Genomic DNA, 25,470 nt, shown 5'->3' with positions numbered 1-25,470 from the left:
CGGACGGCGGCGCGCCCCGCCGAGGGACGGCCGAACGCGCGGACCGAACGAGTGAACCCTCCTGGAGGTTTGCGCGGCGCGACCGAGGGTTTTCCCTCCCCAACTCGCCTAGGGGGTTCCCTCATTGGGTGGTGGGCGTGCCGGCTTCTAGCGTGAGGGCGTGCCGCTCGCCCGGGCACTGGGTGCCGGCCCGCCGGCCCCCGTGCAGCACCCCCCACCCGCGCGTCCCCCCACCGGCAACCTCCGAGGAGACCCATGTTCGGGCTCAACCGCGCCAAGAAGACCGCCGCCGTCTGCGCGGCGACCGCCGCTGCCGCCGCGACCGTGCTGCTGGGCGCCCCGGGTGCCGTCGCCGCGCCCCAGCCGATCGTCGGGGGCTCGACGACCACGACGACCGCGTACCCGTTCATGATGCAGATCACCGACGCCTCCGGAAGCCAGTTCTGCGGCGGCACCCTCGTCGCGGCCAAGAAGGTCGTCACCGCCGCCCACTGCATGGTCGGGGAGACCACGAGCAGCGTCCGCGTCGTCGGCGGCCGCACCTATCTCAACGGCACGAACGGGACCGTCAGCAAGGTCAGCAAGATCTGGGTCAACCCCGACTACACGGACGCCACCAACGGCGACGACGTGGCCGTCCTGACCCTGTCGACGGCGATGTCGTACACCCCTGCGTCCTACGTCTCCTCCTCCCAGACGAGCGTGTACGCGACCGGCGCCACCGCCCGCATCGTCGGCTGGGGCACCACCTCCGAGAGCGGCAGCTCGTCCAACCAGCTGCGCACCGCGACCGTCCCGATCGTGTCCAACTCCAGCTGCGCGAGCTCCTACGGCTCCGACTTCGTGGCCTCCGACATGGTCTGCGCCGGCTACACCGCCGGCGGCGTCGACACCTGCCAGGGCGACAGCGGCGGCCCTCTGCTCATCGGCGGGGTGCTGGCCGGCATCACCTCCTGGGGCGAGGGCTGTGCCGAGGCCGGCTACCCGGGCGTGTACACCCGGCTCACCACGTTCTCCAGCCTGGTGACGACACAGGTCAACTCGTAATCACCCAAGAACTCCTGAGTACCCCTCAGGTGCAAGCCGGGGAGCGTCGCGAGCCTCCACGAGCGGCCCGCGCCGCTCCCCTTCCAGCCCGGTGACGAACCGCGGCCCGGTGTCCGGGCCGCGGTTCTTCCCTGTCCGGGACGGTGGTCCGCGGCTGACGTCACCTGTTTGAATGGGCCCCTGTGGGAGGTGATGGGCATGGTGTCCACGGACCGGTTCCTGGCCTTTGCCGCGATGTCGCTGCTCGTGATCGTGATCCCGGGCCCGAGCGTGCTGTTCGTCATCGGCCGGGCGCTCGCGCACGGCCGGCGCACCGCCGTGGCGACGGCGCTGGGCAATGTCATCGGCTCCTACCTGCTGGTCGTGGCGGTCGCGTTCGGGATCGGCTCACTCGTCGAGCGGTCCGTGACCGTCTATCTGGCGGTGAAGCTGGCCGGCGCCGCGTATCTGGTCTTCCTCGGCGTGCAGGCGTTCCGCCATCGCAAGGAGATGCGGGCCGCGGCGATCGGGACCGGATCGCAGGCACCGGCGCGCGGTGACGCCCGCACGGTCCTCGACGGTGCCCTGGTCGGCGTCACCAACCCCAAGGGCATCGTCTTCTTCGCCGCCGTACTGCCCCAGTTCGTCGACCATTCGGCGGGCCAACTCCCCTTCCAGATGCTCCTGTTGGGGCTGATCCCGATCTCCATCGGTCTCGTCACGGACACCCTGTGGGGGCTCACCGCCTCCGCGGCCCGCGGCTGGTTCGCCCGCTCGGACCGCCGGCTGTCGCTCATCGGCGGCGCGGGCGGATTCACGATGATCGGCCTCGGCCTGACGGTCGCGGTCACGGGCCGGGCGGACTGAGCCCGGGCCCGTGACCGGGGCGGCGTCTACTCGATGACCGTCCCGAAGCGGATGTCGTACGACGTCCCGCCGGACATCACCGCGAGCATCCGTCCGGCCTCCTGGACGACCTCGTCGCGCTGTGCCTTCGTGAGGGTGCCGAAGGCCTCGATCGTGAGCACCTGCTCCTCGTGACGCCAGACACCTGCCAGGAATCCGTCGACGAGGAAGGTGCGGTACGCCTGATTCCCCTGCCAGGTACGGCCCTTGAGGTCGGCGGGCACCACGCGGGAGCGGTCGGCGTGCGAGAGAAGCAGGTTGTCGAACTCGGGCAGGAGGCGCGGTGGAGCCGGGGTGTCCGCGTCCGGGCGGGGCGCGTCGGGCAGGTCGAAGAGCTCGACGCCGTGCTCGTCGCGGAAGGTGACCAGCTCGGGCCGCAGCCGCTCGAAGACCTCGCGCAGGCGGGTCAGACCGGCCCAGGTCTGCATGTCCTTGACCGAGGCGGGCCCGAAGGCGGCGAGGTAGCGCAGCACGGTCGCGTCCGGTGCGGGGACCGGTTCGGCCGGGCGGCCCAGCCAGTGCTCGGCGGTGGTGAGCGCGACCTGGCCGCTGCGACCCCAGAGGCCCCGCGGGGTGACCTGGACCAGGGGCAGCCGGCAGCGGGCGGCGACGGCCAGCGCGAACGGGTCGGCGTCCGGCCACTCGGCGAGCAGTGCCTCGCGCAGCTGCTTCATGGTGCGCGGCTCGGCCTCCACCAGCTCCCGGCTGACCGCGGCGAGCCGGTCCAGGTCCACCCCGGCGAGCCCCTTGCGGAAGACGTTCAGCTCCCGCTCGCGGGCCGCCTGCACGAGCGGTCGCAGGGTGAGGCAGTCGTCGGCGGTGTGGGTGTGGATGGTGGAGCGCATGGTGACGATACGGACGACCTCGCGGTCGGCCATGAGCCGCGACAGGTCCTCGGGGGCAAACCCTTCCAGGCGGGCGGCCAGCGCGTAGTACGGCGGCTTCACGTTCTGCGCCTGGAGTCCGAGGAGGTGCGTGACGGCGTCCTTGGCGGACAGCGCGGAGCGGCGCAGCAGGAGCTGGCGGTCGAGGGTGGCCCGGTTGAGCGCCCGGACACCGAGTACGGGGGCCGCCGCCCTGCTCTTCGCCGCCTTTGCCGAGGCCGGGGTCTTGTCGGGGGGTGTTTTCGCGGAGGCGGCCGTTGCGGAGGGCACCTTCGCGGCGGCCTCCTTGGCGGAGGGTGTCTTGGCGGAGGGTGTTTTCGCAGAGGCCGTCTTGGCGGAGGGCCCCTTCTCCGACGGCAGCTTCGAGGAGGGCAGTTTCAAGGAGGGCACCTTCTCGGAGGCCGTCTCAGCGGACGGCACCTTCGAGGTCGGCCCCTTCTCGGAGGCCGTCTCAGTGGAAGGCGTCGCGGCGGAGGCCGCCCGCTCCCCCGCCGGGGACGGCGCGCGCCGTGCCGCCGGGGATGCCCCGCGGGCGGTCGCCCGGCCCGCCCTGCTCCTGTCGTCCGCCTCGGTCACCGTCGAGTCCGCCTTCCTCACGTCGGTCTTCGTCATCGCCGGGTCCGTCGCCGTCGTCATGCTCCGCAGGCTAGTGGGGCTTGCGGACAGTTTCTGTCCGCAATTCCCGAACAACCCGTACCGTGCAGGACCCGGGCACTCGCGCCGACCTCATTTGACCCGTATATCCTGCTCCGTGATCAGTCAGCCGCACAGCGAGGACGGGAGGCAGTCGATGTCCGAGCGCCGCGCCCGTCCGGCCGCGAAGAACGGCAGGAAGTCCGCCTGGCGCCGTGCCCTGACGCCCCCGTCCACGCCGTCGGCGCCGTCCCGGGCACCGCACCCGGAGCCGCCGGTGACGGACCCGGCCGAGGTTGACAGCGTCGTACAGGCCGCCCTGTACCGCGACGGTGTGCGCGTCTCCACCCCGACCACGCTCGCGGAGACGTTCCGCGAGCTGCGCGAACAGCCCGACGGCATGGCGTGGATCGGTCTGGCCCGCCCCACGGAGGCCGAACTCCTTTCCTTGGCTGCCGAGTTCGACCTGCACCCGCTCGCCGTCGAGGACGCGATGGAGGCGCACCAGCGCCCGAAGCTGGAGCGCTACGGCGAGACGCTGTTCGTCGTGCTGCGGGCCGCCCGCTATCTGGACGCGTCCGAGGAGGTCGACTTCGGTGAGCTGCACGTCTTCGTGGGCCCCGACTTCGTCATCACGGTCCGCCATGGCGCGGCGCCGGACCTCTCGGCGGTGCGCCGCCGCATGGAGGACAGCCCGGAGCTGCTGAAGCTCGGCGCGGAGGCCGTCCTCTACGCGATCCTCGACTCGGTCGTCGACGGCTATCTCCCGGTCGTCGCCGGCGTGCAGAACGACATCGACGAGATCGAGACCGAGGTCTTCCGCGGCGACCCCGAGGTGTCCCGCCGTATCTACGAACTCTCCCGGGAAATGGTCGAGTTCCAGCGCGCCACCCGCCCCCTGGTCGGCATGCTGCACGGCCTGATGGCCGGCTTCGCCAAGTACGGCACCGACGAGGAGCTCCAGCGCTACCTCCGCGACGTCGCCGACCACGTCACCCACACCAGCGAGCGCGTCGACGGTTTCCGCCAGGCCCTCGCCGACATCCTCACCGTCAACGCGACCCTGGTGACCCAGCAACAGAACGCCGAAATGCGCGCGTTGGCCGAGGCGGGCTTCGAACAGAACGAGGAGATCAAGAAGATCTCGTCGTGGGCGGCGATCCTGTTCGCGCCGACGCTGGTGGGGACGATCTACGGGATGAACTTCGATCGGATGCCGGAGTTGCACTGGGTGCTCGGTTACCCCTTCGCCATCGTCCTGATGGCGGTTGTTTGCACCAGTTTGTACGTCATCTTCAAGCGGAAAGACTGGCTCTGAGTAATCGCCTCGGGAGGCGCTCCCGGGAGTGGCTGCTGCCCGGATCGCAAGCTCCGACGGCGCTTCAGAAGCTCCTGGGGAGAATCTGGGGAGAATGAGCCGCGCTCCGGTCTGGGCGGTCTTCTGCGATCGAGCGCGTTGACCTGCCGGAGCTTCGCTCTTCAGGCACCTCCTGAGAGCACCGCTCGGCACGGAGAGTAGCCAACTTCCCTTGTGGAACGCCGAAACGGGTGGGCACAGCGATCGCTGTGCCCACCCGTTTCATGGGTCGTGAGGAACGGACGGCTACGCGGCCAGAGCAGGCCGGCCGAGCAGAGCGTCGATGGCACCGCGCCCCTTGCCGCCGGCCTCCGGCATGAAGTGGGCGTAGTAGTCCAGGGTGATGGTCGGGCTCGAATGGCCGAGCCAGCGGGCCAGGGTGACGACGGACTCGCCCGCTTCGAGGATGACCGAGGCGTACGTGTGCCGGAGCACGTGGAAGCCGTCCTTGCGCGACGCCTTCCACCGCTCGCCCTTCTTGCGCAGGGGGATGACGCCGGAGGCAGCCAGGGCCGGCTTCCACACCTCGACGTTGAAGATGTTCGCGCGAAGGGCGTTGCCGTACCTCGTGGTGATGACGAGCGGGAACTTCTTCGTCTCCCGATCGGACTCCGGACCGCCCCACGGCAGCTCTACCTCGACCGCCGGGTACTCCATGAAGTACTGGGCCAGCGCGGCGGCGACCGACGGAGGCATGTCGACGACACGGGTCTTGCCGCCCTTCGGCAAGGTGAAGTACAGCCGCCCGTCGAGGAGTTGGACCTGCCGGCGGATGCGCAGGACTCCACGGGCGAAGTCGACATCCTCCGGCGACAACCCGAAGACCTCACCCTGCCGCAGCCCGCAGCCCAGCGCGAGCACGACGGCGATGCGGTAGCGCGCGTTGATCGCGTCCCGTACGCGCTGCGCGGTCTCCAGGGGCCAGGCTTCCCTCTGATCCTCCGGCGCCTTGGGCCACCGCACGGACTTGGCCCGCATCGGATTGCGCACCAGGCGCTTGTCGTCGATGGCGGTCTCGAAGATGTTCGAGAGCGAGCCGAGGATCTGCCGGGCGTATCGCGGTGACAGTTCGCTCTCCAGCGCGGCGATGTAGCCACGCAGTACCGCCGGGCTGATGTCCCGCAGGGCGACGGTGCCCAGTTGCGGCTGGATGTGGAGGCGGACGCGTTCGTCGATGCGTTTGATCGTGCCGGGCGCACCGCGAACTCCCGTCTGCCAGAAGCGTGTTACGTAGTCGTCCAGCGTGATGGAGCCGTCGCGGGGATCGACGAACTCGCCGCGTTCGCTGTCGGTGCCGGCCCTGCGCAGCCACGCCTTGGCGTCTTCGAGCACGTCGAACGACTTGTCCCGGACACCGGGGATGCCGGCGACCCGGTACCTGGAGCCCTTGCCGTAGCGGGCGGTGCGTTCCCGCTTGCCGGTGTCGGGGTCCTTCTTCTTCTTGATCCAGCGGTCTTCTATGTAGCCGGCCAAATACTTCCCTCGATGGCAGGTTGCGTGCGGTAGGAGTCAGCCCAGGGTCAGGCGCCTGTGGCGTAGTCCGAGCGTTTCTGCGGGGCGGTGCCCAATGGGCTCAGGGTCGTATTGGAACGCGAGTCGGCCTGCTCCTGCTCTCGGATCCAGGTGTCGAGCGCTTCTATCCGGTACATGACGCGGCCACGCGGCCCCATCCGGAAACTGGGCGGGCCGTTTCGGCGATGCCGCCAGACATAGAGGGTGTGTGGGGACAGGCCGAGGTATTCGGCGGCGTCTTTCACGCTCAAGAATGCCTGGCGCGTTGTGGGGGTGGCATCCGGCATTTGGATGGACCTCGGCTTCGGAGCAGAAGGCGGGCGTGCAGGCATGGTTGGCCTCCGTGGGCGTGGCGCGGGGTGGGTGTGGTCTGCCAGGCGGCGCGACATGGAAAGGGGCGCTCTCTGCCGAGCGCGGTCGGCGAACACCATCAATGGTGCGGAGGATCCCCGGTTTCGGTAACCGGGGATCTCGTGCTATATGCCCCAGCGAGTACGAGCCGTACGGCCCGGGGCAAGCACTCGCCGACGGTCCCCGGACTGTGAATCCAGCTCCAGAGGCAGGTCAGACGAGTCTGGGGTCTCCGAGGAGTACTGTGGGTGCGACGTGCAGTGCCTCGGCGAGAGCCACAAGGTCGTCGATGTCGCACCGGCGCTGAACGCGTTCGATGCGAGAGAGCATGGTGTTGGACATCGGGTGGCCAAGTGCGGTGACGTGGCGGGCGAGTTGGCGTTGCGACAAGCCGCGTTCGGTGCGGAGGATTTCGATGGTGCGGGCCGTCCGTATTCCTGCGGGACCGATTTCCAATGAGCGTGCGGGCATGGCTCCAGTTGTAGCGTCCATTCGCCGGTTTGGTTAACCGGCGATCGTGGTCTATGTTCCCCCGCGCCGTCCACATACGGAGCGGTTCCCTGCGCTGACATGCTCCGAGAGCCGCCGCGCTGATCGCCGCTCAGCGACTGCTGCGACATGGGGTGTTGTGTTGTAGCTTGCCCGTCGCCGACACGTCAACGGCTTCCCGATGTGATGCTTCTGGCTCGGAAACCGGCACAACTATTTGGTCAACCGGGGATCGTGCCTTACCGTTTTGCCACCGCCCTCTACCGCCCGCTTTTACGGCTGCCTTTCTGCCGTAAGAGATTGCGCGGGATGGGGCTGGACTTGCGCGACCTGGGTGTGGCTATGTTGACGACACCCCCGGAAAGCGCGAGCGGCCATCAGCGCGCCCCGTGCCGCCGACAGGCCAACTCCCCCACCCCGTACGCCCGTACCGCCCATCGACGGTGAGCCGTGGGCACCTGCCCACCTGCAACCGAGTGAGGACCCGCCCCTCTTGGCACGAATCCGCACCATCAAGCCCGAAGCCTTCGTCTCCGAGTCCCTGGCCGCCGTCTCCCTGACCGCCGAGCGCACCTTCTTCGGCCTGCTCACCCAGGCCGACGACCAAGGCCGCCACCGCGACCACGCCGCCATCATCGCCGGGCAGCTGTGGGTCCTGCGCCCCGAGCACACTCCGTCAGACGTCGAGACGGACCTCGCCCAGCTCGCCGACGCCGGTCTGATCTGCCGCTACACAGGCCCGGACGACAAGCGGTACCTGCACGTCGTCACATGGCACCAGCATCAGAAGATCAACCGGCCGAGCATGAGCCGTCTGCCCGACTGCCCCCGCCACAACGGCCCGTCTGGCACCCGGCCGATTGCCGCCGCACCGGTGGCGGAGGCAAGCGTCACGGAGTCCGCACCCTCGCCTCACGGAACCCTCCGTGAGACCTCCCGTGAAGCACGCGAGCGCGCACCGCACTTGGGACCTGCTAGCGAAGCCGCAGGTCAAAAGGACTTCACGGAGCACTCCGTGAAGGATTCGGGAGCCCTCCCTGCATCGGCGGTGACGCCTCATCGTCCGGATCTAGGACCTAGGACCGTGGATCTAGGAAGTACCCCTTCGGGGGCCGCAAGCGTCCCCGCGCCCAACACCGTCTCGGCCAAGGATCTCCTTGGCGAGTACGTGGCTGGGTGCAACCACCGCCCGCCGAAAGTCTTCCTGAGCCAGCTCGGCGAACAGGTTCGCAGGCTGCTCGACGAGGACATTGCCCCTGCCCACCTCCGGACCGCCCTGGAACGCCATCGGACCAAGGGCCTGTCGCCGAGAGTCCTGCCGAGTCTCGTCCACGAGGTCATGAACGCGGCGCCCGTACCTGCCACCCACAGGGCATGGACGAACCCCGCCGACCTCGACGCCGCCTACGGAGGTGACCTCTGACCGCCACCCTCACCCGCGAGCCCCACCGGGTCGGCCCGATAGCCGACCGGCTCAACGGCATCCTGGCCAATCGCGGCATCGACCCCGCGGTCACAGCACAGGAACCACCGGCCGAGCCGGTCACCGCCCTGGAGCTCGCGGACGCCCGCATCCCCGCCCGCTACCGCCGCGCCCTGGCCGACCACCCGCAGATCACCGCCTGGGCCGACCGGATCGCCCGCGCCGGACGCCCCGGACCCGGCGGACCGGGCATCGCCGAGGGCCCGTCGCTGCTGATCGCCGGCCCTACCGGCACCGGCAAGACCCACCAGGGATACGGCGCCGTCCGCGCCCTCCTCACCCGAGGCGTCCGCCTGCGCTGGGAAGCCACCACCAGCGCCGACCTGCACGCACGGCTCCGCCCCCGCGCCGGCCACGACGGAGAACGGGAGCTGCAGACCCTGGCCCGATGCCCACTGCTGCTCCTCGATGACCTCGGCGCGGCCAAGACCAGCGAGTGGACCGAGGAGCTGTGTCTCGCCCGATCTACATGCCTGGGAAAGATACGAGAGACGAGTTACTCGACCTGTGCGTCACGTTCTCAGTCGTCAAGGTCGCGTTTCAGGTCCTCATTCCCTTCTTCGACGGGAACCTCGCTCCCCTTGAAGACTTCCATGGCTCCGTCCTACAGATATGGCCCCCAACTCATCCCCTGCTGGACTGGCCGCCTCCGTTCCGATTCGACCAGACCTCCATCCAGGCGCTTGCGCTCAGAATCAACGACAACCGCGAGGACGTGACGATGGAGGTGAGCCTGAGCCCGGCGGAACGGGTGAGGCAGGCGCCTTCGGAAGACCTGGGGTGAAACGTCGATAGATCGTCGGCCTTTATCACCGGTCCTCATCAGCATCGCCACCGCCATCAAGCCGCACATGCCGATGTCCCGTGGCCATGTGTGCAGTCGCGATGCCCCCGCTCAGCTTTCCTGTGGGCCAGGCCATCTCGAGCCTCGAAGACACCTCCCAACCGCCATCGGCTCATCCTTCCCAGCGCCGTGCCCATAGCGTGCCCTTAAGACCGGAGAACCACGGTCAACAGCGGTGCGATCGTGCGCTCCCGGACGCCAGCTAAGAACACGTAGTCCCAGCTCAGAAGGCATACGCCTCCCCAAGCGCCGTCGCTTCCCAAGCTGAGAGTGCGAGTCCGACAGCGTCAAACCATCGGCCCGGCGAACTCACCAGGGCCGGCTGATGTCTCCGTCGGCGGTCAGACCGTATCGCCAGAGCCGTACCCACTCACTGTCGGTTCCCTCCGCCCGAGTACGGCGAACCGCCAGCCGCACCAAGATCCCTGCGTAGCCAGCATCAGCAGCCCGATGAGCCAACCATCGCGCTGCCGGGAGGTGGTAGCGCTCGCGGCGCTCCACCAACACTTCCAAGAAACGCAGCTCCCCCTGAGCCGCAGCTGCCAGTACGTACGTACTGGCTGTGTCGTGGTCTCCGGCCAGTTCCCGTAACCGAGCAAGATCACTGAAGGCGATGGCGTAGCCAGCCTCTGCGGCCCGCCGCAGATAGGTCTCAGCGCTGTCTGGATCGCCGGCCAGCTCCTTGATCGAAGCCAGACTGAGCAGAAGCCGGGTGTTCCCTTCCTGTACCGCTTCGGCCATCAACGCCTGAGCACCCACCATGTCCGGAGCAGCTTGTCTCAGGGGCGACATCTCGCGTTGAGTACGGGACTCGAAGGACTCGGCGCGCTCCCACGGAGACAGAAGTTCCATCTCCTCGTCCTGTTTTTCCGCCGTCTCATGCGCGTCCGCCAGCGTACGAAGCTCTTCTTGGCCTATCACCCAGAGCTCGTCGGTCTCGGTGTCCGTCTGGGTGACCGCAACGTCACGAGACAGATCGGTCAGGGAATGGTCAGCGCCCGGGGCCCAGCCTTTGTGGGCCGGCAATCGGACGGCGCCTTGAAGCGCCGTCTCGTCCTGCTGGTCGGCGGCATACGTGTAGAGGCGAGCCGCGTGACGCAGACGCCAGCGCAGATGTGCAGACTCGGCAAGTTGCCGTACATCGAGCGCGGTCGCCGCATGGACCGCAGCGTCCCAGAATCCGGCCGGAGGGCTGATGAGTTGGCGCTCAGTATTGCCGTGTTGCTCAAGGTAGTCGGCGAGCCGGTAGGTCATCCAGCCGGCTTCCGGCGAGCCGGGGCGCGGTCGGATCGGAGTGAGCGGCCCTCGTGCACCCCGACATGGCTCGGAAAGATAAGCGAGCGCCTGGTTGAACCAGGCATCATCCAGATCGTCCCATTCGTCATCGCTGAGATAGCCCGATGCGGCCTCCTCCAGGAACGCCCGAGGCAGACGCGGACCATGGCCAAGCCGACGGGCGTCCATGGCCGCCCAGAGGAGAGCTCGCGCGGGCACAGGAGCATGTCGATAGCGGCGTATCAGCTCAGGTGCGCCAGCGAGAAACTGAGTGAGCCGCCCGCCGACGGAGGCCCCTGCCTGCGCGAGCCGCGGATCAGTGTCGAGCATCTGCGCGTGCATGCGAAGGTCGTGCTCGCTGAATGTGTCCGGCACATGGATCACAGTGGCGAGGTCAAGTAATGCCCGAGCAGCAGCAAAAGGGGTGGGCTCTCCCGGCACCGGGTCCGCGGTGAGCTCTTTCCAGTAGTCGGGCCAGAGGGACCCCAGAATGAGCAGGGGACCGACTTTCTCTTCGGCGAGAAGCTCCTGGAGCGCGGCAGCCACCTGCTCACCGTAGGGTCGCGGGCTCAGATAGAGCTGGGCCTCGTTCAACCAGATGACGGTGCGTGGAGCCACTCGGCCGGAACGCAGCGCCTTCAACACGGCAGTGGGCCGGTCAGGTGTAAGCGGATGCCACAGCCGCCAGCCGTCCGACAGCCAGGAACGCACCGCCTCCCACGCGGCTCGGGTCTTACCTGTCGACGATCCGCCGACGAGCATCAGCAATCGGCTGCCGTCCTCGGCGTCAACCATTGCTTCACGCAACTGATCATCCACATGGGGACGTTGCAAGTAGGGAGGCAGGATGTCGAGTTTCTGGTCGGGGCCCCGCGCCTGGATCGCCGGATGGACCTCCAGTGCCAGGGCGTGCTCAGGCGCGAGGGATTTCACAAGCCGTCCAAGGGATGGTCCGGCTGCGGTTCTCTTCACGCCCCCAGCCTGATGCCATGCGTCGGTCAGCCGACTCGGCACCAGTGGAACCCCGATGGCGTCTTCCAGAAGTCTGGCCGCATCTGGTGTGAGCTGGCCATGCCACCGATCCGCGCGAAGCACAGCCAGGCGATCGGGCCCGTCGGCCAGGTGGTGCCGGCCGATGATTCCGATGATGCTCTCTCCGCTGAAGACAGCGGCGCCGGACATGCCCTCCCACGGTGAGCGCGCAGAATCAGTCGCCGCGGGACCAGACACGACGTGGAAGTCGAGGGTCCCTTCACGGCGGTTGGACAACACAGCGCACGTGCCGTGCGCGTGGCACGAGTCCCGAAACGATGTGCCGTCGTCGCCGCTGCGCATCTTGAAGGCAGGGAAGCCCATGGTGCTGCACCGCAGCTCGGCGTCGCGCTCGGGAACACGGCCGAAGTCAGTCCAAGCGACGTGCTGTTGGTCGCCGCCCACGGCGAGCACCGCGACATCAATGCGTGGATCTACCCAGGCGACCTCGGCACGATGAACCTGCTCAGTCGGCTGGTCGGCGTCGAATCTCACCTGGATCGAACGGGCGTCCCTGATGACGTGGGCAGCTGTGAGCACGCGACCGACAGCAACCAAGTAGCCCGAGCCGCGCCGGTGGGTTCCAGCACCACCAGCGACGATGACTTCGGCGACACGGCCGGCATCCAGACCGCTTGCCGCGCCGGGAGGCACTTCAGCGCTCGTTGGCCACGTCGTCACCGGATATCAGCACGGAGGCGCCGGAGTCCGCGATCCGCGGCTGCAAGGTGAAGGTGATGCGCTGAGTCTCGGCATGCGCCATTTTGGCGGCGGCTCCGCTCTCCACAATCAGGAAGCGCAGCCTCGCATCGCCCCCAGCCTCCTTGCTTACGGTCACGGACGCCTCGACCTCCACGGGGCCAAGTTCGAACCGCACCCGCTCCCCGTCTCCTTCAGCCATCGCCGCCGTGAACTCTCGACGCAGCTCGCGAATCATCTCTGACAGCTCGATCACGCGTCCCCCAAGCCGATGACGATGCCAGCACCCTACTGACACACACCGAGATGATCTACCGTGCACGGCGAGACAGGCGCAGCTGCCGACAAGAAGGTTCAAGTCATGCCGAGATTCGCCGAGTTCGACGCTTCGTCCCTCCGTCGCACCAGCGCTGTGGAGGGTGGGTTTCCCTGGCGCGGGCAGACCGTGACTCTGATCCGGATCGATGCGAAAGGGATCGTCACACAAGCGACCCGCATAACCGAGAAGCGGGCGATGCTCACACAGGCGGGACCGAAGGATCTGGTTCTTGCTGCATGGCCGGGGCAGTGGTCCCAGGACGTGTTCCTGGTGGACGACCTCAAGGCAGCCCGCGAGGAAGTGGGCTGAGCCCGAAAGCCAACTCGGCAGGTGCCGGATCCTGCCCGAACCCCATTTGGGACGAACAGGCAGCGAGTTGCTGGACAGTCACACGCCCAGCAGCCGTCGAGCCAGTCGACTCCTTCCCGAAAACGGCGGAAAATTCGCTGACAGCCGGTCAGGACATCACGTAAGGGCAGGTCAGAGGCACAGAAGACGTGTCTTCGCCAGGCGCCTTCTAAGCGCTTGGCCGCAGATTCGAGCCCTGCCGGGGGCGCTTCGCTACACCCCGTGTTTCCGCAGCCCAGATCGGCTGTAGGGCTTACCGATGGCACTTCCTCTCGTGGCGCGTTGCTCGCTGCGCTGTAGACGGCTTCTGACTCTCTGTGAAGCAACGTCGCAGGCAGATGCAACAAGCATTCGTCACGCTCTGCGACGAGGCCTCTCGTCGATCCTCGAGGACTCCGCGCCAGAAATCGCAGGGACGGCGGACTTTTGACACCCGGCTGTGAGCCAACGCGCGGCTGCGCAGCTTTCTGAACCGAGGGGCGACACCGATGCCTCGATATCGCCCGTTCCCAAGCCCATGCCAGTAACTCCCGCCGCCGGCGCCGGAGGACGGCCGCACCCGGATGCCTCCTCCTACGCCGAGCCGAAGATCGACTGCTCCAGAGCTTGTTCCAGGGCAGCGAGGACGTACGGGTAGCTGTGGGGGAACGCGCTCGACCGGATCCCGTCATCCTCGATCAGGCTGCTCCCTGCCGCGTGGCCCATCCCGTGACAACCGCGCCGTGGATACCCCCGGACAGGCCGATTGCGGCATGCTGGGGTCATGAACAGGTACGCGGCAGCCAAGCCCTACACCCTGCCGACGGCGCTGGCCGAGCTGGACGGGCCGACGACGGGTACGGTCACGCTGCCCCGTCACCTCGACCGGGATCCCGATAGGTCTACGACCCGGCCGACCAGGCTGATGTCGTGTTGATGTACGAACGGGTCATCCGTGAGGCCCAGACCCCGGCCAACCTCGAGACCTACCTGAACGGCCCGCTTCTGCGGCGGCTGTGGGCCGACCTGTTCCTCCCGCTGCCGGTCCGTACGGCCTGGCAGTCCCGGTTCACCGAGCTCGCGGCGAAGGCGGCCGCGGCATAGTGGAGGAACTGCATCGGCGGCTGATCAGGATCGGGCTCGACGCGCTCGCCGAGGACTACGGGTACGCACTCGCGGGCGGCTATGCCGTCCAGGCGCATCGCATCGTCAAATGAGCGATGACGTCGACCTGTTAGCGCCCATCGATCGCGCCGCCGACGAGATGCCCGAGGCGGTCGCCCGGCTCATCAAGGCGTATTCGGCGGCTGGATACACGGTGGAGACGGCCCAACAGACCCCTATCTACAGCCGGTTGAACGTCATCGACCCGTCCACCGGATCACAAACCAAGGTGGAACTCGTCGTCGCAGAATTCCTCCGCCATGCGCCCGTCCCCTCCGAGCTCGGTCCTGTGCTCCACCGTTACGACGTCGCCGCCGGCAAAACCGGCGCCCTGTTCACCCGGGCCGAGGTCCGCGACGCCATCGACGTCGACGGCCTGCTCAAGACCGGCTACAGCCGCGAGCGGCTGATCGAACTCGCCACACAGAACGACGCCGGATTCGACCGACGGATGTTCGCCGACGCCCTCCGCCGTGTGCAGCGCTACACCGACAAGCAATACGCCGCCTACGGCCTCGACACCCAGGCAGCCGCCGCGCTCCGCCAGCAATTCAACGATTGGCAACAACAACTCACCCAGCCCGAATCCGACCAAGATCGCAGCTGAACCAGAGTGAAATCCTCCCGCGCCAGGCAGCGTCGACTGAGGCGATCCGGCGCGTCGTCTGAGCCACGCCGCTGAACCCGCCGCCGACGGAAATCAGGTCGGCCACGGCCCGCAGAACGGCGCGGCGTTCGGCCTCCGGGAGGTTCCTCGACACCTGCTGGGTGTGCTCCCGGATGACATCGTGCGGTCGGAACTGTGTGGTCCGTCGGCGGACTGGACTACGACGGCCAGATGAGCGGTGAGCAGTTCACCCACCGCCATGGGGGTGACCGCCGGGACAGGACGGCTCAAGCGCCCTGGCGACCCTGTCCGCGCAGGTCAGGGTTTCGGCATGGGCCAGGACGCGCTCACCACCTCACGACCGCTCAGGTACCCCGGCGGGCTCGCTCGACGATCTCGTCCTCCGTGAGCGGCACATCGTGGTGACTGAGGCAGATCGGCACCTCGATCTTGCTGAATCCGGTCCCCTCGCTTGCGGCGTTGAACATGCCGGCCTTGAGACCGGCGAGGTTGTCGAGGACCGCGTTCCGCGCCTGGGCCATGGTCTTGGCGGCCTCGATGTGCGCGGGTTGGGTGAGTCGGCCGATGAACTGGTTCACGGTGTTGCCCAGCGCCTGGTTGTGGATCCCCCTGGGGAGCTGTGAGGCGAGGACTATCCCGAGTCCGTACTTGCGTATCTGGCGGATGAGTTCGACCGTGCTCTCCGTACTCGGATTCGATGCACCGGAGGGCACGAAGTTCTGCGCCTCGTCCATCACCAGCAGCCCGCCCAGGGCACGGTCACCGACCGGGTGTGCCCTGAACCATGAGAACAAGGTCGCCTGGAGGCGGCTGACGAATTGGGCCGGTCCGTCGCCGGACAGGCCGATGAAGCTGATCACCGAGATACGGGCGGCCTTTCCCGGCGACGGGATCAGGAGCATGCCGGGATCGGCGGGTGCGCCGGACTCCCCGAACAGCGGGTCGGTCTCCATCGCGGCTTCCAGCGTGTCCGCCATCTGAACCGCGAAGCGACTGGTCCTGCTGTTCACAATGTCGCTCGGGGGCTCGGCGAGCAGCTCGACGAAGCCGGCCAGGGTCTTGCCGCCGTCGCGCGCGTACCGTTCGAGGGCACGTTTGAGGACCCCCAGCTGCTGGGTCGCGCGAGCACTGCTGCCGCGTACACCGGCATGTGGCGCGAGTGAGGTCACCGTCGACCTGACCAGACGGGGGAAGTCGTCCTCGTCGTCAAGGACGGGACCGAAATCGGGAAGCGGGTAGAAGGAGATCGGACGTCCCCGGTTCAGACCCGGTGTCCACACCACCACTTCGACATCCGCGAAATAGCGTCGGGCCTCGCGCTCATGGTCGTCCGTCCAACCCTTCGGCGGGCTCGACCAGGGGTCGCCGAGCCGTGCGAGATCGTCGTTCGGATCCAGCACGATCGCCGAGACGCCGCGCAGAGCGCACTGCTCCACAAGTCGCTTGATCAGGACCGTCTTGCCCGATCCCGCCGCGCCCACCACCGCGGTGTGCATCCGCAGTCGTTCCATGGGTACCGCAAACGAACGGCCGCCCCGGACCGTGGTTCCGACGACGATTTCGGTACGAGCGGGCTCGGGGTCCTCCGGTATGCCCGCCACATCCGCTGCCACCCCGGAGCCGACTTCCGTGGTCGCGATGCCGAGAAGCTCCCGTAAGTCTCCCAGCACCGGCGCGAAGACCTCGATGCGGGAAGCGGGGCGCTCCTGTCGCAGCCATTCGTCCAGGCCTGACGTACGGTCGTCGAGCATGGCCCGGAGGGCGGCCAGGGTCCGGAGGTCGGCGGCGCCGATCGGTAACGACACGCCGCCCCGCGCTTCGAAGTCGTCCTTGATGCCCTTGGTCTTAGGGCCGCTCGGGTACGGCATGTTCCGCAGCAGGATCAGCCGGCGGCTCGCCAGGTCGGCCGTCAGGCCAGCCTCCACGGCCGCATTTCGGATCCGGTTCTGGGCGGCGATGGCGTTGTTCGCGGCGATCGCCCGGAAGGACCAGTGGAATTCGTTCTCGCTGGCCTCGTCCACGACATAGCGCAACCGGGCGTGCAACGCCGCCTTGCGGCCGAAGTCGGTCTCGATGGAGAACCGCGTCTCGTCGGCGCCCAGTTCCCTGACCAGACTCCGCAGCCCCGCGCCCAGCAGAGCGGGCATCAACCCGTCCTCGGTCGTGGGGTCGAGCGGCCCGAGGTCGTCCGCCTCGGCACGGAGCTTGTTGAAGGGCTCCGTGAGGGTGCTCAGGTTGACGGCCCTCGCCGGTGCGGGCGGTGCGGCTGCCGTGGGCTCTGCGCCTGCCAGGGAGGTCAGTTCGGCCACCGTGCCGGTCTGCAGACACGCCTCGATGTGCTTCTGGACCCGGATGAGCAGCCGCCGTGCGGTGTAACGGTGTGGGGCTTCGGCCAGCGCCGTCGAGGTGACCGGCCAGGTGGGATACCGCGGAGTGAACCCCACCGACTCGTAGTAGGCCCGAAAGCGGCTGCTGACGATGGCGGCGGCGGTGGCCTCGTCGGGAATCGCGCCGAGCGTCGGCAGAACCTCGAACCGGTCCAGGGCGGACCGGACTGCCGCCCGGGAAATCTGCTCCCAGGTGTCCTCGTGGCACGCCACGACCATCAGGGTCCGGCGGGCTTCCTCCCGCAGTTCCATCAGGCCGGTGGCGATCTCGCTGCTCAGCCTCTTCGCGGCCCGGCCCTCGCCGGAAGGGGCCGATGTCAGCGACGACGTCTCCGCGGCGGACACCAGGGTGTCGAGCTGGTCGAAGGCGAACACCAGCGGTCCGACCAGGGCGAACAGGCGCGTCAGATCGCGGAGGACGAGTTGAGCCTGTCGCCCGCCCGGCGACATCCCCCAGACGGCGCGCTTGTCCCCGTCGTCGTCGTTGAGCGCGAAGTAGGCCCTGCCGATCTCCACGGGATCGCCGGTGGAGGCTATGAGCGCCAGCGCGCGGGCCGTGTCCGCGGCCTCGTTGCCCACCTGTCGGTCGATGGTCCGGATCCCCCGAACGAACGCATCGACATGGGCTCGCGTCAACTCGCGCCGGCCAGTGACGGCGTTACGGGTATCCGTGTCGAGGCGAGCCTGGCGCGAAAGCTCGTCGAGCAGGCGAATCAGTTGTTCCTGGCCACCCTCGTCCTCCCGGTAGAGACTGTCGACGAGACTGTCGGCGGCGCTCTCCCAGAAGTTCCGGCCGGTGACAAGCTTGATGTAGAAGAAGGAGCCGCCGCGCTGCTGGATCTCGTGGCGGGTCCAGCCGAGCAGATGCGTCTTGCCCGAACCGGTCTCGCCACGCACCACGGTCGCAACCGGCGAGTGGGCGCGCTCGACGGCGCTCATTGCCCTCCCCAGCCGCCGGAAGACCTCAGGATGAAGGCCGTCGACGTGGTAGGAGGTCACCGGTGTCCAGATCTCTTCCTGGGTCAGCGCGGTGTTGATGTACAGCGTCTCCAGGGCGGCGAGTTCCCCGTTCACGCCGGTCCGATCCGCAGCAGGTGGCGAGGTGAGCCGCCGATGTCGACGGCGGCTCCGCGGTCCTCGTCGCTGAGCGTGCGCTGGTTGAGCTCGCCCATCAGCTGTACGTCGGACTGCTCGATCATCCGGTCGAGTTCGGCGTCGACGGCCCCTCGCGGCAGGTTCTCGAGCCATGGGCGCAGCGCCGACAGTCTGACCCAGCTGCCCGGTTTCCGGCGGGCGGTGAGTTCCGTGTAGACCGCGCGGATCCAGTCCTCGACGTCGGGCTGGAAGAACTCGCCGAACTTGGTGCCGGAGCGGGCCAGGTACTGTCCGACGTTCTCCAGTACCGCGTAGAGCACCCCGGCCGGAAACTTCGCTCCGTCCGGGCGTCCGGCCACCAGAGCGGACTCGCACCAGGTCCGGCCCGCGGACGTGAGCTGGTGCGTGTTGACCGCACCGTGCTTCCTGGTCACGATCCGCTCGGCATCCTGGTTCACTCGCCGTCGCACCGCCGCGGTGATCTCCAGGCCGGCGAGTTCGCGCAGTTCACGGTTGGTCACCGGCCGTGCGACCACCATCAGGGCGAACAGCGATGCATGATCCCGCACAGTCAACTCCGTCGGCACAGTACCCCTCCTCGATGAGCCGAAATCCGGTCAGATGTCGAACCCCCGCCTGGGCACCAGTTCCACCCGGCCGGTCATGCTGGACAACTCGCCCATGACGGTGATCACCTGCCGTTCCCGATGCGCGGTGATCGCACGGTCGTACGAGGCCTGGTCCGGGAGCCGCACCCAGACGGCCCGCCGGACCAGTTCGGCGTGCTCGGTGCGCAACTCACCGCGGACCTTGATCCGCCACCGGTCGTTGCCGGAGGAGTCGTCATGCAGCCCCTCGACCACACCGGAGACCGTCGCGGCACCGGTGGCGTTGAGGCCGCGAAGCCGCAGGGACGCGGCGTGCAGAAGCGATCCCGAGGTCTCCGGGAACGCGATGACGCGTGACGGCACATCGAGTGGCTGCGAGCGCGCCCACCGGAAGCCGATCTCGAAGGGCTCGCTCCGGTCGAAACCGGAGAGCTCACTGAGCGCCTTGCACAGATCCGCGGAGACGCCGGCCGTGACGGTCTCGTCGAAGGCCGCGGGCGCGTCCGCCGCTACGGCTGCCTGGGCCGCGCTCACCGCCTCGAGCATCTGGACCAGCACGGCCCGACCGGTGACCTGCTCCCCGCTCGGGGTTCGGGCCGTCGCGTCCGCCGCCACCCGGATCTCGACGACGTAGCTCCCGGCGCGGGAGGGGCCGAGTTCGGCTGCGCGCAAGAGGTCGCCCACCACGCCCGGTTGTCGGCCGGCGAAGGCGAAGTGCGGACCCTGCACGACGGTGCGCGCCGCCGCCGTCAGGAGGTTGCGGACACCCAGCACCGTCTGCGTACCCAGGAGCAGCGAGGTGTAGCCGGGGTCGCGGCCGGTGGGAAACGTGCGGAAGGACTGCTTGTCCAGTTGCGGTCTGGCGATCTCCAGGGCGATGTCGCCCACCGGCCGGTCCTCCAGCGTGCACAGACAGCGCAGGATCTCCCGTACTCGACGGTCGTTGTCGCCCATGCCGTCGCGAGCGGGTACCAACACCTCGTAGTCGCCCGGGTGTTGCCACACACTCGCGCCGCGCCAGCCTTGTGGATCCCGCTCCCAGCCCGTTTCCGCCAGATAGCTGGCGATGTCGTCGACCTTCAGCGGAATCGTCATCGGTTCCCCTACCAGTCGGACTGCGTCTCGGCGAGCCGGCGCAGTGAGGCGGCAGTGAGCACGTTCGCTGTCGGAACTCTGACCGGACGCTTTCGGTGACGGTCGGGGTCCTTGATCGGTTCCTCGCCGCGAAGCGAGACGAAGTAGCCGAGGTGACGGAGTATCACACCGTCGGTGCTCATGGCCGCGTACGCCTGGTTGTCGGCGGGGACGCAGATGACGAACAGAAACCGGGGCACGGTGAAGTCGGGACCGGCGAGCCTGTTGAACTGCCACTCGTTGAGCCCGCGGTAGTTCAGGTGGCCGGACGACACGGACGGCGCCGACCATGTCTTGATCTGAGCCTCGACAGTGGGTGACAGCGTCCGTCCGTAGCGGCCGGTGGCGCGGAACCCGAGGTCGACCCCGTCCGCGTCGAGATCGCCTTGCAGGACGATCAGGCCTGCCGCAGAGGCCAGCACACGGACGTAGTCTTCGCCGAACTTGCCCTGATGCTGCTTCGCATCGAGCACGAAAGCCCCCCAATGTCCCCCTACTGTGGCACACAGTAGTCAGAACCTTACGGCACGCGCTGACGACTGTCAGGGCCCCAAAATGGACCTTCCGGCAGGCCTGCGAAACGATGGCCGGCAGGCAGCTGTTCATCCCCGCCTGGACGCGTTGGAGGTCAAGTTCCCCCCAAGCGGCCGCCCACTTGGATGCCGCCCAGCACGACGTCCTGGCGTTCACAGCGTTCCTGCGCGAGACCTGGCGGCAGATCTGGTCCAACAACCCGCAGGAACGACTCAACAAGAAGATCCGCCGCCACACTGACGTGGTCGGCATCTTCCCCGACCGCACCGCCCTGGTCCGCCTCGTCGGCGCGGTCCTGGCCGAGCAGAACGACGAATGGACCGAAGCCCGCCGCTACATGGGACTCGACCTCCTCGCCAAGGGCTGCCTCCACCCGATCGAGTCACAAACCGACGAGACCATCGTCCCGACCCAACTCACCGCCTAGCCTCAAAACGAGATCACCGAGTGGCCGTCAATACACCACCTCAGCGGACGTGACCGAAGCAAGCAGCGGACAAAACGGTCACATCGTATCGGGACCTGAGAGCGTCTGAGTAACTGAACCACTCGGGGGCCACTGGGGGCTGCCCCGTCGCACCTCGGAAATCGTGTAGGGATCTCCGACTCGGGGAAGACACCGGCCAACGGAGACAACGCGTAGGGGGATGCACATGCCAGGGGCGACGCCAACGACGTCACCGGCATGCCGAACCCGGTGACCAACCGCCCCACCTGGCTGAGTCGAGCGACCTCCCGACAGCACGGGCACGACCACCGCTCGGCCAGCGCCAGGCTCCTCGGCACGCCCCTGGCTGGTTCGTCGCGGACCTCGCCCTCGCGCCTCCGGAAGGCCCTCATCCCGTGCTGCCCGACCTCTCAGCGGTCCCATCCTGGGCCGCCGCCTGCCTCGTCGCCCTGACCACCGTCACCACCGCGCCTCGTCACGTTGGCGCGCACTCTCGTCCGCGCCCTGCCCCAGACCGCCCCGGCTCGGTTGGAGTGGTGGCGTGAGCTACTCCGCTACCGCCTCACGGTTCGCGAGCTCAAGGACGCCCGCCGGGCGAACCGCCGCCGCGCCCACAACCCCCGTATATCCAGTGGCGATGCAGATGTTGTCCGTACGGGGGGGGCGGCCAGCGCGAGAGCGCCGATCCGTGAAGGAAGCGGCGGCCGGCCTCAGTTGGCGGCTGGGGGTGTCCGCTCGGCGGTCGCCCTGATCGTCGCTCCCGTGTCCGTTCGGCGGACACGGGAGGCTGGAGAGGTCAACGCATGCTGCCTACCCGGGTCGGGTCATCAACCCCAGCAGGGTCAACCGACGAATCGCACCCGCGGTGCCTCCGGCACGTCCACCTCGTACGGGACCGTCCACAGCTCGAAACCTTCTCGACGGCAGGTGAGGACCAGGCGCATCGGCAGGTTGAGCCACTTGTCCCGCCACCGTTCCTCCCGGTCGTTGCCGTCCCACCAGAGGGGTGAGCGCGTGCGCTCCAGCGAGAACGGCCGTCCCCTGCCCACGGCGAGAGCGAACGGGACGACCGTATGCCCGTTCCGGTCCGCGCCGTCGGAGCCGGGCACGAACCGCAGCGGTCCCCACACCTGGGCAGCCACCGGCTCCTCGGTCGGTCCCCCAGCGAGCCGGGGCGTGTAGTCCATGTCGTCGCTCTGCGCGACCTCGACTCGGATCTCGTCGAGATGGCACAGCGGAAGCGGGCCAACGAGCCGGACGCTGAGCGTCGCTCGGTCGCCCTCACCCATCTCGATCCTCACGCTGAACTGCGGCAGCAGGTCGGCGTGCCAACGGTCCCGCTCGATGCGCGCAACCGTGTCCGCGGTGGCGTTCGCACGGCGCGCCGCCAGCCACGCGCCCCCGGTGGCGACCGCGCTGAAGACGGCCGTTGACCCGGCGATAATGGAGGCCCAGGGTGTTCCCATGAGGCGGGAGCGTAGCGGGAGTTGGAGGAACCGTTTGCCGTGACTCCGGCAAGCACTTCGTCTGACGAGCCCAGGGATGCATCGCAGTGCGCGGCGGTCGGCTACTCGCCGGTGGTGCCGTCGATGGCCTCGCGGAGGAGATCCGCGTGGCCGACGTGGCGGGCGTACTCCTCGATCACGTGCTCAAGGACGAACCGCACGTCGGTGTCACCGAATTCCGGGTTCTGCACGATGCGCGCGAGGTCGACGGTCACCCTCGCGAACACCTGCCGTGACTCCTCGCACGCCTTCAGGTAGTCCTCGTAGACGTTCATGGCCGGCGTGGCGTCCGACTCGTCGTACCACTCCCCGCCGTCAGCGATGGCATAGGTCCGATACAAGAAGAAGTCAGGCGCCGTGCCGGCCAACGTCCGCTGGAACCAGGCCCGTTCGACCCCCTGCAGATGACGCATGAGCCCCAGCAGGGTCAATGCCGACGACCCCACGGGGCGTAGCCGTAGTTGTGCGTCCGAGAGACCCTCGCACTTCCACAGGAAGGTCGCTCGAGTCGAGATTCGAGGCGATCAGCTCCAACCACGGGCCCGACAGCGCACGTTCGGGCCGGACGGTCTTCTGGACGACAAGGTCGCTCACGCTGGGGTCTCCCTGCTGGGCATCAGTCTCGGCCGAGTTGGTACGTCCCCACGATCCGAGGACCGAGCAGCCTCTCTATCGGCACCCCGGGGGCACGTTCGACCAAGAAGACCTCTCTTCGTATCGGAACTCATCGCTCGACGCCGCACCGAACGTGGCCAGGTGTCGCTGCGAGTCGCAGACGACCCGGACGCAACCCGGTGAACTCATGCGGGCACAGAATTCGGCGACCGCGAAATACACTCGCCGGAGGCCGATGGACGACACGTCAGAGGTAACCCGTAGTGACTTCCACCGGCCGCCAGGCGAGCACGAGCACACCTGGCGCGGATCCCTTCGGGACACCCTCTCTGGGGAGAATCTGGGGAGTACGGGCGGCACCGGGGAGCACGTGGGGAGAATCGGCTGCATAGCACGGCATGATCCGGTAAAACGCTGAAAGATCCATCCGTGCAGGCCAGAGGCCATCAGAGCCGTATCACCACAGGTCAGCGCCTCCAGGTAGACAACGTCAAGAAGATCTCGTCCTGGGCGGCCATTCTCTTTGCTCCCACACTCGTGGGAACTATTTATGGGATGAACTTCGAGCACATGCCGGAGCTCGGCTGGAGCTTCGGATACCCCTTCGCGGTCGGCCTGATGGGGGTCGTATGCGCCAGTTTGTACGTCATTTTCAAGCGACGGGACTGGCTCTAAGCGATTCTTGAGCAGGCCAGGTGATCTCACAACCTTCGCAACAGTAAAGCCCGAAGGTCGACCCAAACCGGCCCTGGGGAGCCGTTGGGGAGAAGTGATGCGGGTGATCTCGTCTACCTCCCTCCGTTGAACCCCTGACCAGTACTTTTGCCCTCCTGAAGCCGCTGGGGAGAATCCGGGGAGAATCTGCCGACGACACGGGCCCTGTACCGGCAACTTCGTCGCCGCCCCGTTCCACGCCACGAGTCTCGCCGGTCTCCATTGCTACATCCGCAATGGATAACAGACCGTGACATTGGCTCCATCGAAGGAGCCACAAGCCTCCGGCCCCGTGCGGCCGCCATAATGGAGGCGTGACCTCCCACCCGCAGCACTCCGGACCCGGGACGAGAAACCTCTCCGGCGCGGACGCCGAGGATCTCGCGCTGTACCGGGAAAAGTTCCGGCGCCGTCTACCGGAGTCGCTGGACGAGCTACACGGACCGACCCACGGTGTCGTGGAGCTACCGCTGCACCTGGCATGGTCCGGAATGACCTCGTACGAACTGGGTAAACCTCGCCAGCGCATGGGCCTGTACCGCACCGTCCTGCACGAGGGCCTGCACGACGACCTCCCCGGCTACCTCAACCGGGACCTGCTGCTCGAGTTGTGGCCAGTGCTGCGCACCCTCGTCGGTCGCACCGTGCGCACTGTGTGGGAGGACGCCTTCCCCGAGCTCGCCTCTCGCACCCGGGCGGCCGCGTGACGGACATGCCAGAGCTGCACACGCGGCTCCTAGCGGATGTCATCGCCCTCGGTTCTCCGTATCCACTGGTTCTCACCGGTGGATACGCCGTGCAGGCACACCGCCTGGTGAACCGACCCAGCCAGGACCTCGACGTCGCCACCGAGAACCCGGCGCCCATGGCCGACATCGCAGCCACGCTCCGCGCCGGCCTGGAAGCCCGCGGCTGGAAGGTACACGCGCTGGAGACCGCCCCGCTGTCCGCCCGCTTCACCGTGGCCGACCCGGCCACCGGGCAAGAATGCGAAGTCGACATCCTCAAGGAAATCTTCTGGCGGCCGGTCGCCCAGAGCCCGTACGGGCCCGTCCTCGCGGAGGAGGACGTGATCGGGACCAAGGTCCGCGCCCTCGCCGACCGCGGAGCGCCCCGCGACCTGATTGACGTGTTCGCAGCCTCCCGCCGCTGGACCAATGCCGAACTCGAAGAGTTCGGCCGCCGACACGCCCGCGGCCGCTTCGAGCGCGAGGACCTCCAGGCGAACCTAACGGGCGCCGAGTGGACCGACGACGACGCCTTCACAGCCTACGGCCTCGATGACGCCACGATCATCTCTCTCCGCGCCTGGGCCGTGGAGTGGGCCGACGACCTCGCGACCCGTCTCCTCGAAGAGTCCGGTGCCCCCGACATCGACTGATCACGCCCAGGCGAGGCACATCTAGCCTCGCGCTTTCACGAGGTGGGGTGTCCGAGGCTTGATCAAATAAGCGGAGAGTGCTCCTGACCTGCAACGATGGGACTTGTCTAGGGTCCTGTT

At 67.8% G+C, this 25,470-nt stretch carries 23 protein-coding genes and 4 pseudogenes; 14 read left to right on the top strand and 13 right to left on the bottom strand.

Going from position 1 to position 25,470, the window contains the following annotated elements; translation table 11 throughout:
- Positions 1-255 precede the first annotated feature (255 nt).
- Positions 256-1,047, top strand: a complete 792-nt coding sequence (locus ACFWM2_RS00135) for a S1 family peptidase (RefSeq protein ID WP_383271307.1) — start codon at positions 256-258, stop codon at positions 1,045-1,047.
- 198 nt (positions 1,048-1,245) lie between these two features.
- On the top strand, positions 1,246-1,893 hold the full coding sequence (locus ACFWM2_RS00130) for a LysE family translocator (RefSeq protein ID WP_383271305.1): 648 nt from the start codon (positions 1,246-1,248) through the stop codon (positions 1,891-1,893).
- Positions 1,894-1,919: 26 nt separating this feature from the next.
- Here ACFWM2_RS00130 and ACFWM2_RS00125 read toward each other — a convergent pair whose 3' ends face one another.
- A complete protein-coding gene (locus tag ACFWM2_RS00125; RefSeq protein ID WP_383271303.1) occupies positions 1,920-3,086 on the bottom strand; it encodes a winged helix DNA-binding domain-containing protein in 1,167 nt (388 codons plus the stop codon).
- Between the two features lie 520 nt (positions 3,087-3,606).
- Here ACFWM2_RS00125 and ACFWM2_RS00120 point away from each other — a divergent pair.
- On the top strand, positions 3,607-4,767 hold the full coding sequence (locus tag ACFWM2_RS00120; protein ID WP_383274008.1) for a magnesium and cobalt transport protein CorA: 1,161 nt from the start codon (positions 3,607-3,609) through the stop codon (positions 4,765-4,767).
- A gap of 285 nt (positions 4,768-5,052) precedes the next feature.
- Here ACFWM2_RS00120 and ACFWM2_RS00115 read toward each other — a convergent pair whose 3' ends face one another.
- The 3 genes from ACFWM2_RS00115 to ACFWM2_RS00105 form a co-directional block, all read right to left on the bottom strand.
- Entirely contained in the window at positions 5,053-6,279 is a 1,227-nt protein-coding gene (locus tag ACFWM2_RS00115; protein ID WP_383271301.1) for a tyrosine-type recombinase/integrase, read from the bottom strand.
- 47 nt (positions 6,280-6,326) lie between these two features.
- Positions 6,327-6,605, bottom strand: a complete 279-nt coding sequence (locus ACFWM2_RS00110) for a helix-turn-helix transcriptional regulator (protein WP_383271299.1) — start codon at positions 6,603-6,605, stop codon at positions 6,327-6,329.
- A 277-nt stretch (positions 6,606-6,882) separates the two neighbouring features.
- The gene (locus ACFWM2_RS00105) at positions 6,883-7,140 is read right to left on the bottom strand and encodes a helix-turn-helix domain-containing protein (protein WP_383271297.1); all 258 of its coding nucleotides are present in this window, start codon (positions 7,138-7,140) and stop codon (positions 6,883-6,885) included.
- Positions 7,141-7,651: 511 nt separating this feature from the next.
- Here ACFWM2_RS00105 and ACFWM2_RS00100 point away from each other — a divergent pair.
- The 3 genes and pseudogenes from ACFWM2_RS00100 to ACFWM2_RS00090 all read left to right on the top strand — a co-directional run bounded on the left by ACFWM2_RS00100 (position 7,652) and on the right by ACFWM2_RS00090 (position 9,425).
- Complete coding sequence (locus ACFWM2_RS00100) at positions 7,652-8,581, top strand: hypothetical protein (RefSeq protein WP_383271295.1); 930 nt, start codon at positions 7,652-7,654, stop codon at positions 8,579-8,581.
- Positions 8,578-9,093 (top strand): annotated as a pseudogene (locus ACFWM2_RS00095) (ATP-binding protein); the annotation flags it as partial. The gene ACFWM2_RS00100 and the pseudogene ACFWM2_RS00095, both read left to right, overlap by 4 nt.
- Positions 9,093-9,425: a hypothetical protein gene (locus tag ACFWM2_RS00090; protein WP_383271293.1), complete on the top strand. Its 333-nt coding sequence runs from the start codon at positions 9,093-9,095 to the stop codon at positions 9,423-9,425. The pseudogene ACFWM2_RS00095 and the gene ACFWM2_RS00090, both read left to right, overlap by 1 nt.
- 369 nt (positions 9,426-9,794) lie before the next feature.
- On the opposite strand, the gene ACFWM2_RS00085 is transcribed toward ACFWM2_RS00090, so the two are convergent.
- Positions 9,795-12,446, bottom strand: coding sequence for a trypsin-like peptidase domain-containing protein (locus ACFWM2_RS00085; protein ID WP_383271291.1), 2,652 nt, complete (start codon positions 12,444-12,446; stop codon positions 9,795-9,797).
- Between the two features lies 1 nt (position 12,447).
- Positions 12,448-12,747 (bottom strand): trypco2 family protein, encoded by a 300-nt coding sequence (locus tag ACFWM2_RS00080; protein ID WP_383271289.1) that lies wholly within the window; start codon positions 12,745-12,747, stop codon positions 12,448-12,450.
- A 105-nt stretch (positions 12,748-12,852) separates the two neighbouring features.
- Here ACFWM2_RS00080 and ACFWM2_RS00075 point away from each other — a divergent pair, with 105 nt between their 5' ends.
- The gene (locus ACFWM2_RS00075) at positions 12,853-13,119 is read left to right on the top strand and encodes a hypothetical protein (RefSeq protein ID WP_383271287.1); all 267 of its coding nucleotides are present in this window, start codon (positions 12,853-12,855) and stop codon (positions 13,117-13,119) included.
- 612 nt (positions 13,120-13,731) lie between these two features.
- On the opposite strand, the gene ACFWM2_RS00070 is transcribed toward ACFWM2_RS00075, so the two are convergent.
- Complete coding sequence (locus tag ACFWM2_RS00070; protein WP_383271285.1) at positions 13,732-13,863, bottom strand: hypothetical protein; 132 nt, start codon at positions 13,861-13,863, stop codon at positions 13,732-13,734.
- A 58-nt stretch (positions 13,864-13,921) separates the two neighbouring features.
- On the opposite strand from ACFWM2_RS00070, the gene ACFWM2_RS00065 reads away from it, so the two are divergent.
- The 3 genes from ACFWM2_RS00065 (at position 13,922) to ACFWM2_RS00055 (ending at position 14,908) form a co-directional block, all read left to right on the top strand.
- Positions 13,922-14,074 carry a hypothetical protein gene (locus tag ACFWM2_RS00065; protein ID WP_383271283.1) on the top strand — a complete coding sequence of 51 codons (153 nt, stop codon included), beginning with the start codon at positions 13,922-13,924 and terminating at the stop codon, positions 14,072-14,074.
- On the top strand, positions 14,068-14,241 hold the full coding sequence (locus ACFWM2_RS00060) for a hypothetical protein (protein WP_383271281.1): 174 nt from the start codon (positions 14,068-14,070) through the stop codon (positions 14,239-14,241). Before ACFWM2_RS00065 ends, ACFWM2_RS00060 begins: the two co-directional genes overlap by 7 nt.
- Positions 14,242-14,350: 109 nt before the next feature.
- On the top strand, positions 14,351-14,908 hold the full coding sequence (locus ACFWM2_RS00055) for a nucleotidyl transferase AbiEii/AbiGii toxin family protein (protein WP_383271279.1): 558 nt from the start codon (positions 14,351-14,353) through the stop codon (positions 14,906-14,908).
- A gap of 365 nt (positions 14,909-15,273) precedes the next feature.
- Here ACFWM2_RS00055 and ACFWM2_RS00050 read toward each other — a convergent pair whose 3' ends face one another.
- From ACFWM2_RS00050 to ACFWM2_RS00035, 4 genes are read right to left on the bottom strand one after another with little or no spacing between them, the layout of a single operon-like run.
- The gene (locus ACFWM2_RS00050) at positions 15,274-18,390 is read right to left on the bottom strand and encodes a helicase HerA domain-containing protein (RefSeq protein WP_383271277.1); all 3,117 of its coding nucleotides are present in this window, start codon (positions 18,388-18,390) and stop codon (positions 15,274-15,276) included.
- On the bottom strand, positions 18,387-18,980 hold the full coding sequence (locus tag ACFWM2_RS00045; RefSeq protein WP_383271275.1) for a hypothetical protein: 594 nt from the start codon (positions 18,978-18,980) through the stop codon (positions 18,387-18,389). Before ACFWM2_RS00045 ends, ACFWM2_RS00050 begins: the two co-directional genes overlap by 4 nt.
- 48 nt (positions 18,981-19,028) lie before the next feature.
- Entirely contained in the window at positions 19,029-20,114 is a 1,086-nt protein-coding gene (locus tag ACFWM2_RS00040) for a hypothetical protein (RefSeq protein WP_383271273.1), read from the bottom strand.
- An 8-nt stretch (positions 20,115-20,122) separates the two neighbouring features.
- On the bottom strand, positions 20,123-20,626 hold the full coding sequence (locus tag ACFWM2_RS00035; protein ID WP_043687078.1) for a DUF4365 domain-containing protein: 504 nt from the start codon (positions 20,624-20,626) through the stop codon (positions 20,123-20,125).
- A 164-nt stretch (positions 20,627-20,790) separates the two neighbouring features.
- Between ACFWM2_RS00035 and ACFWM2_RS00030 the strand changes: the two are divergent.
- Positions 20,791-21,114 (top strand): annotated as a pseudogene (locus tag ACFWM2_RS00030) (transposase); the annotation flags it as partial.
- A gap of 863 nt (positions 21,115-21,977) precedes the next feature.
- Here ACFWM2_RS00030 and ACFWM2_RS00025 read toward each other — a convergent pair.
- A complete protein-coding gene (locus ACFWM2_RS00025) occupies positions 21,978-22,601 on the bottom strand; it encodes a hypothetical protein (RefSeq protein WP_383271271.1) in 624 nt (207 codons plus the stop codon).
- A gap of 101 nt (positions 22,602-22,702) precedes the next feature.
- Positions 22,703-23,146 (bottom strand): annotated as a pseudogene (locus tag ACFWM2_RS00020) (DinB family protein); the annotation flags it as partial.
- A 586-nt stretch (positions 23,147-23,732) separates the two neighbouring features.
- Here ACFWM2_RS00020 and ACFWM2_RS00015 point away from each other — a divergent pair.
- From ACFWM2_RS00015 to ACFWM2_RS00005, 3 genes and pseudogenes are all read left to right on the top strand, one after another.
- Positions 23,733-23,930, top strand: a pseudogene (locus tag ACFWM2_RS00015) (CorA family divalent cation transporter); the annotation flags it as partial.
- Positions 23,931-24,283: 353 nt separating this feature from the next.
- The gene (locus ACFWM2_RS00010) at positions 24,284-24,676 is read left to right on the top strand and encodes a hypothetical protein (protein WP_359942424.1); all 393 of its coding nucleotides are present in this window, start codon (positions 24,284-24,286) and stop codon (positions 24,674-24,676) included.
- 5 nt (positions 24,677-24,681) lie between these two features.
- Positions 24,682-25,350, top strand: coding sequence for a nucleotidyl transferase AbiEii/AbiGii toxin family protein (locus ACFWM2_RS00005; RefSeq protein ID WP_167518972.1), 669 nt, complete (start codon positions 24,682-24,684; stop codon positions 25,348-25,350).
- Positions 25,351-25,470: the final 120 nt, after the last annotated feature.

It is taken from the genome of Streptomyces sp. NPDC058371 (assembly GCF_042723265.1).
Lineage (GTDB): Bacteria > Actinomycetota > Actinomycetes > Streptomycetales > Streptomycetaceae > Streptomyces.
Note: the sequence above shows the minus strand (reverse complement) of the source record. Positions and strands in the feature narration are given on the sequence as shown.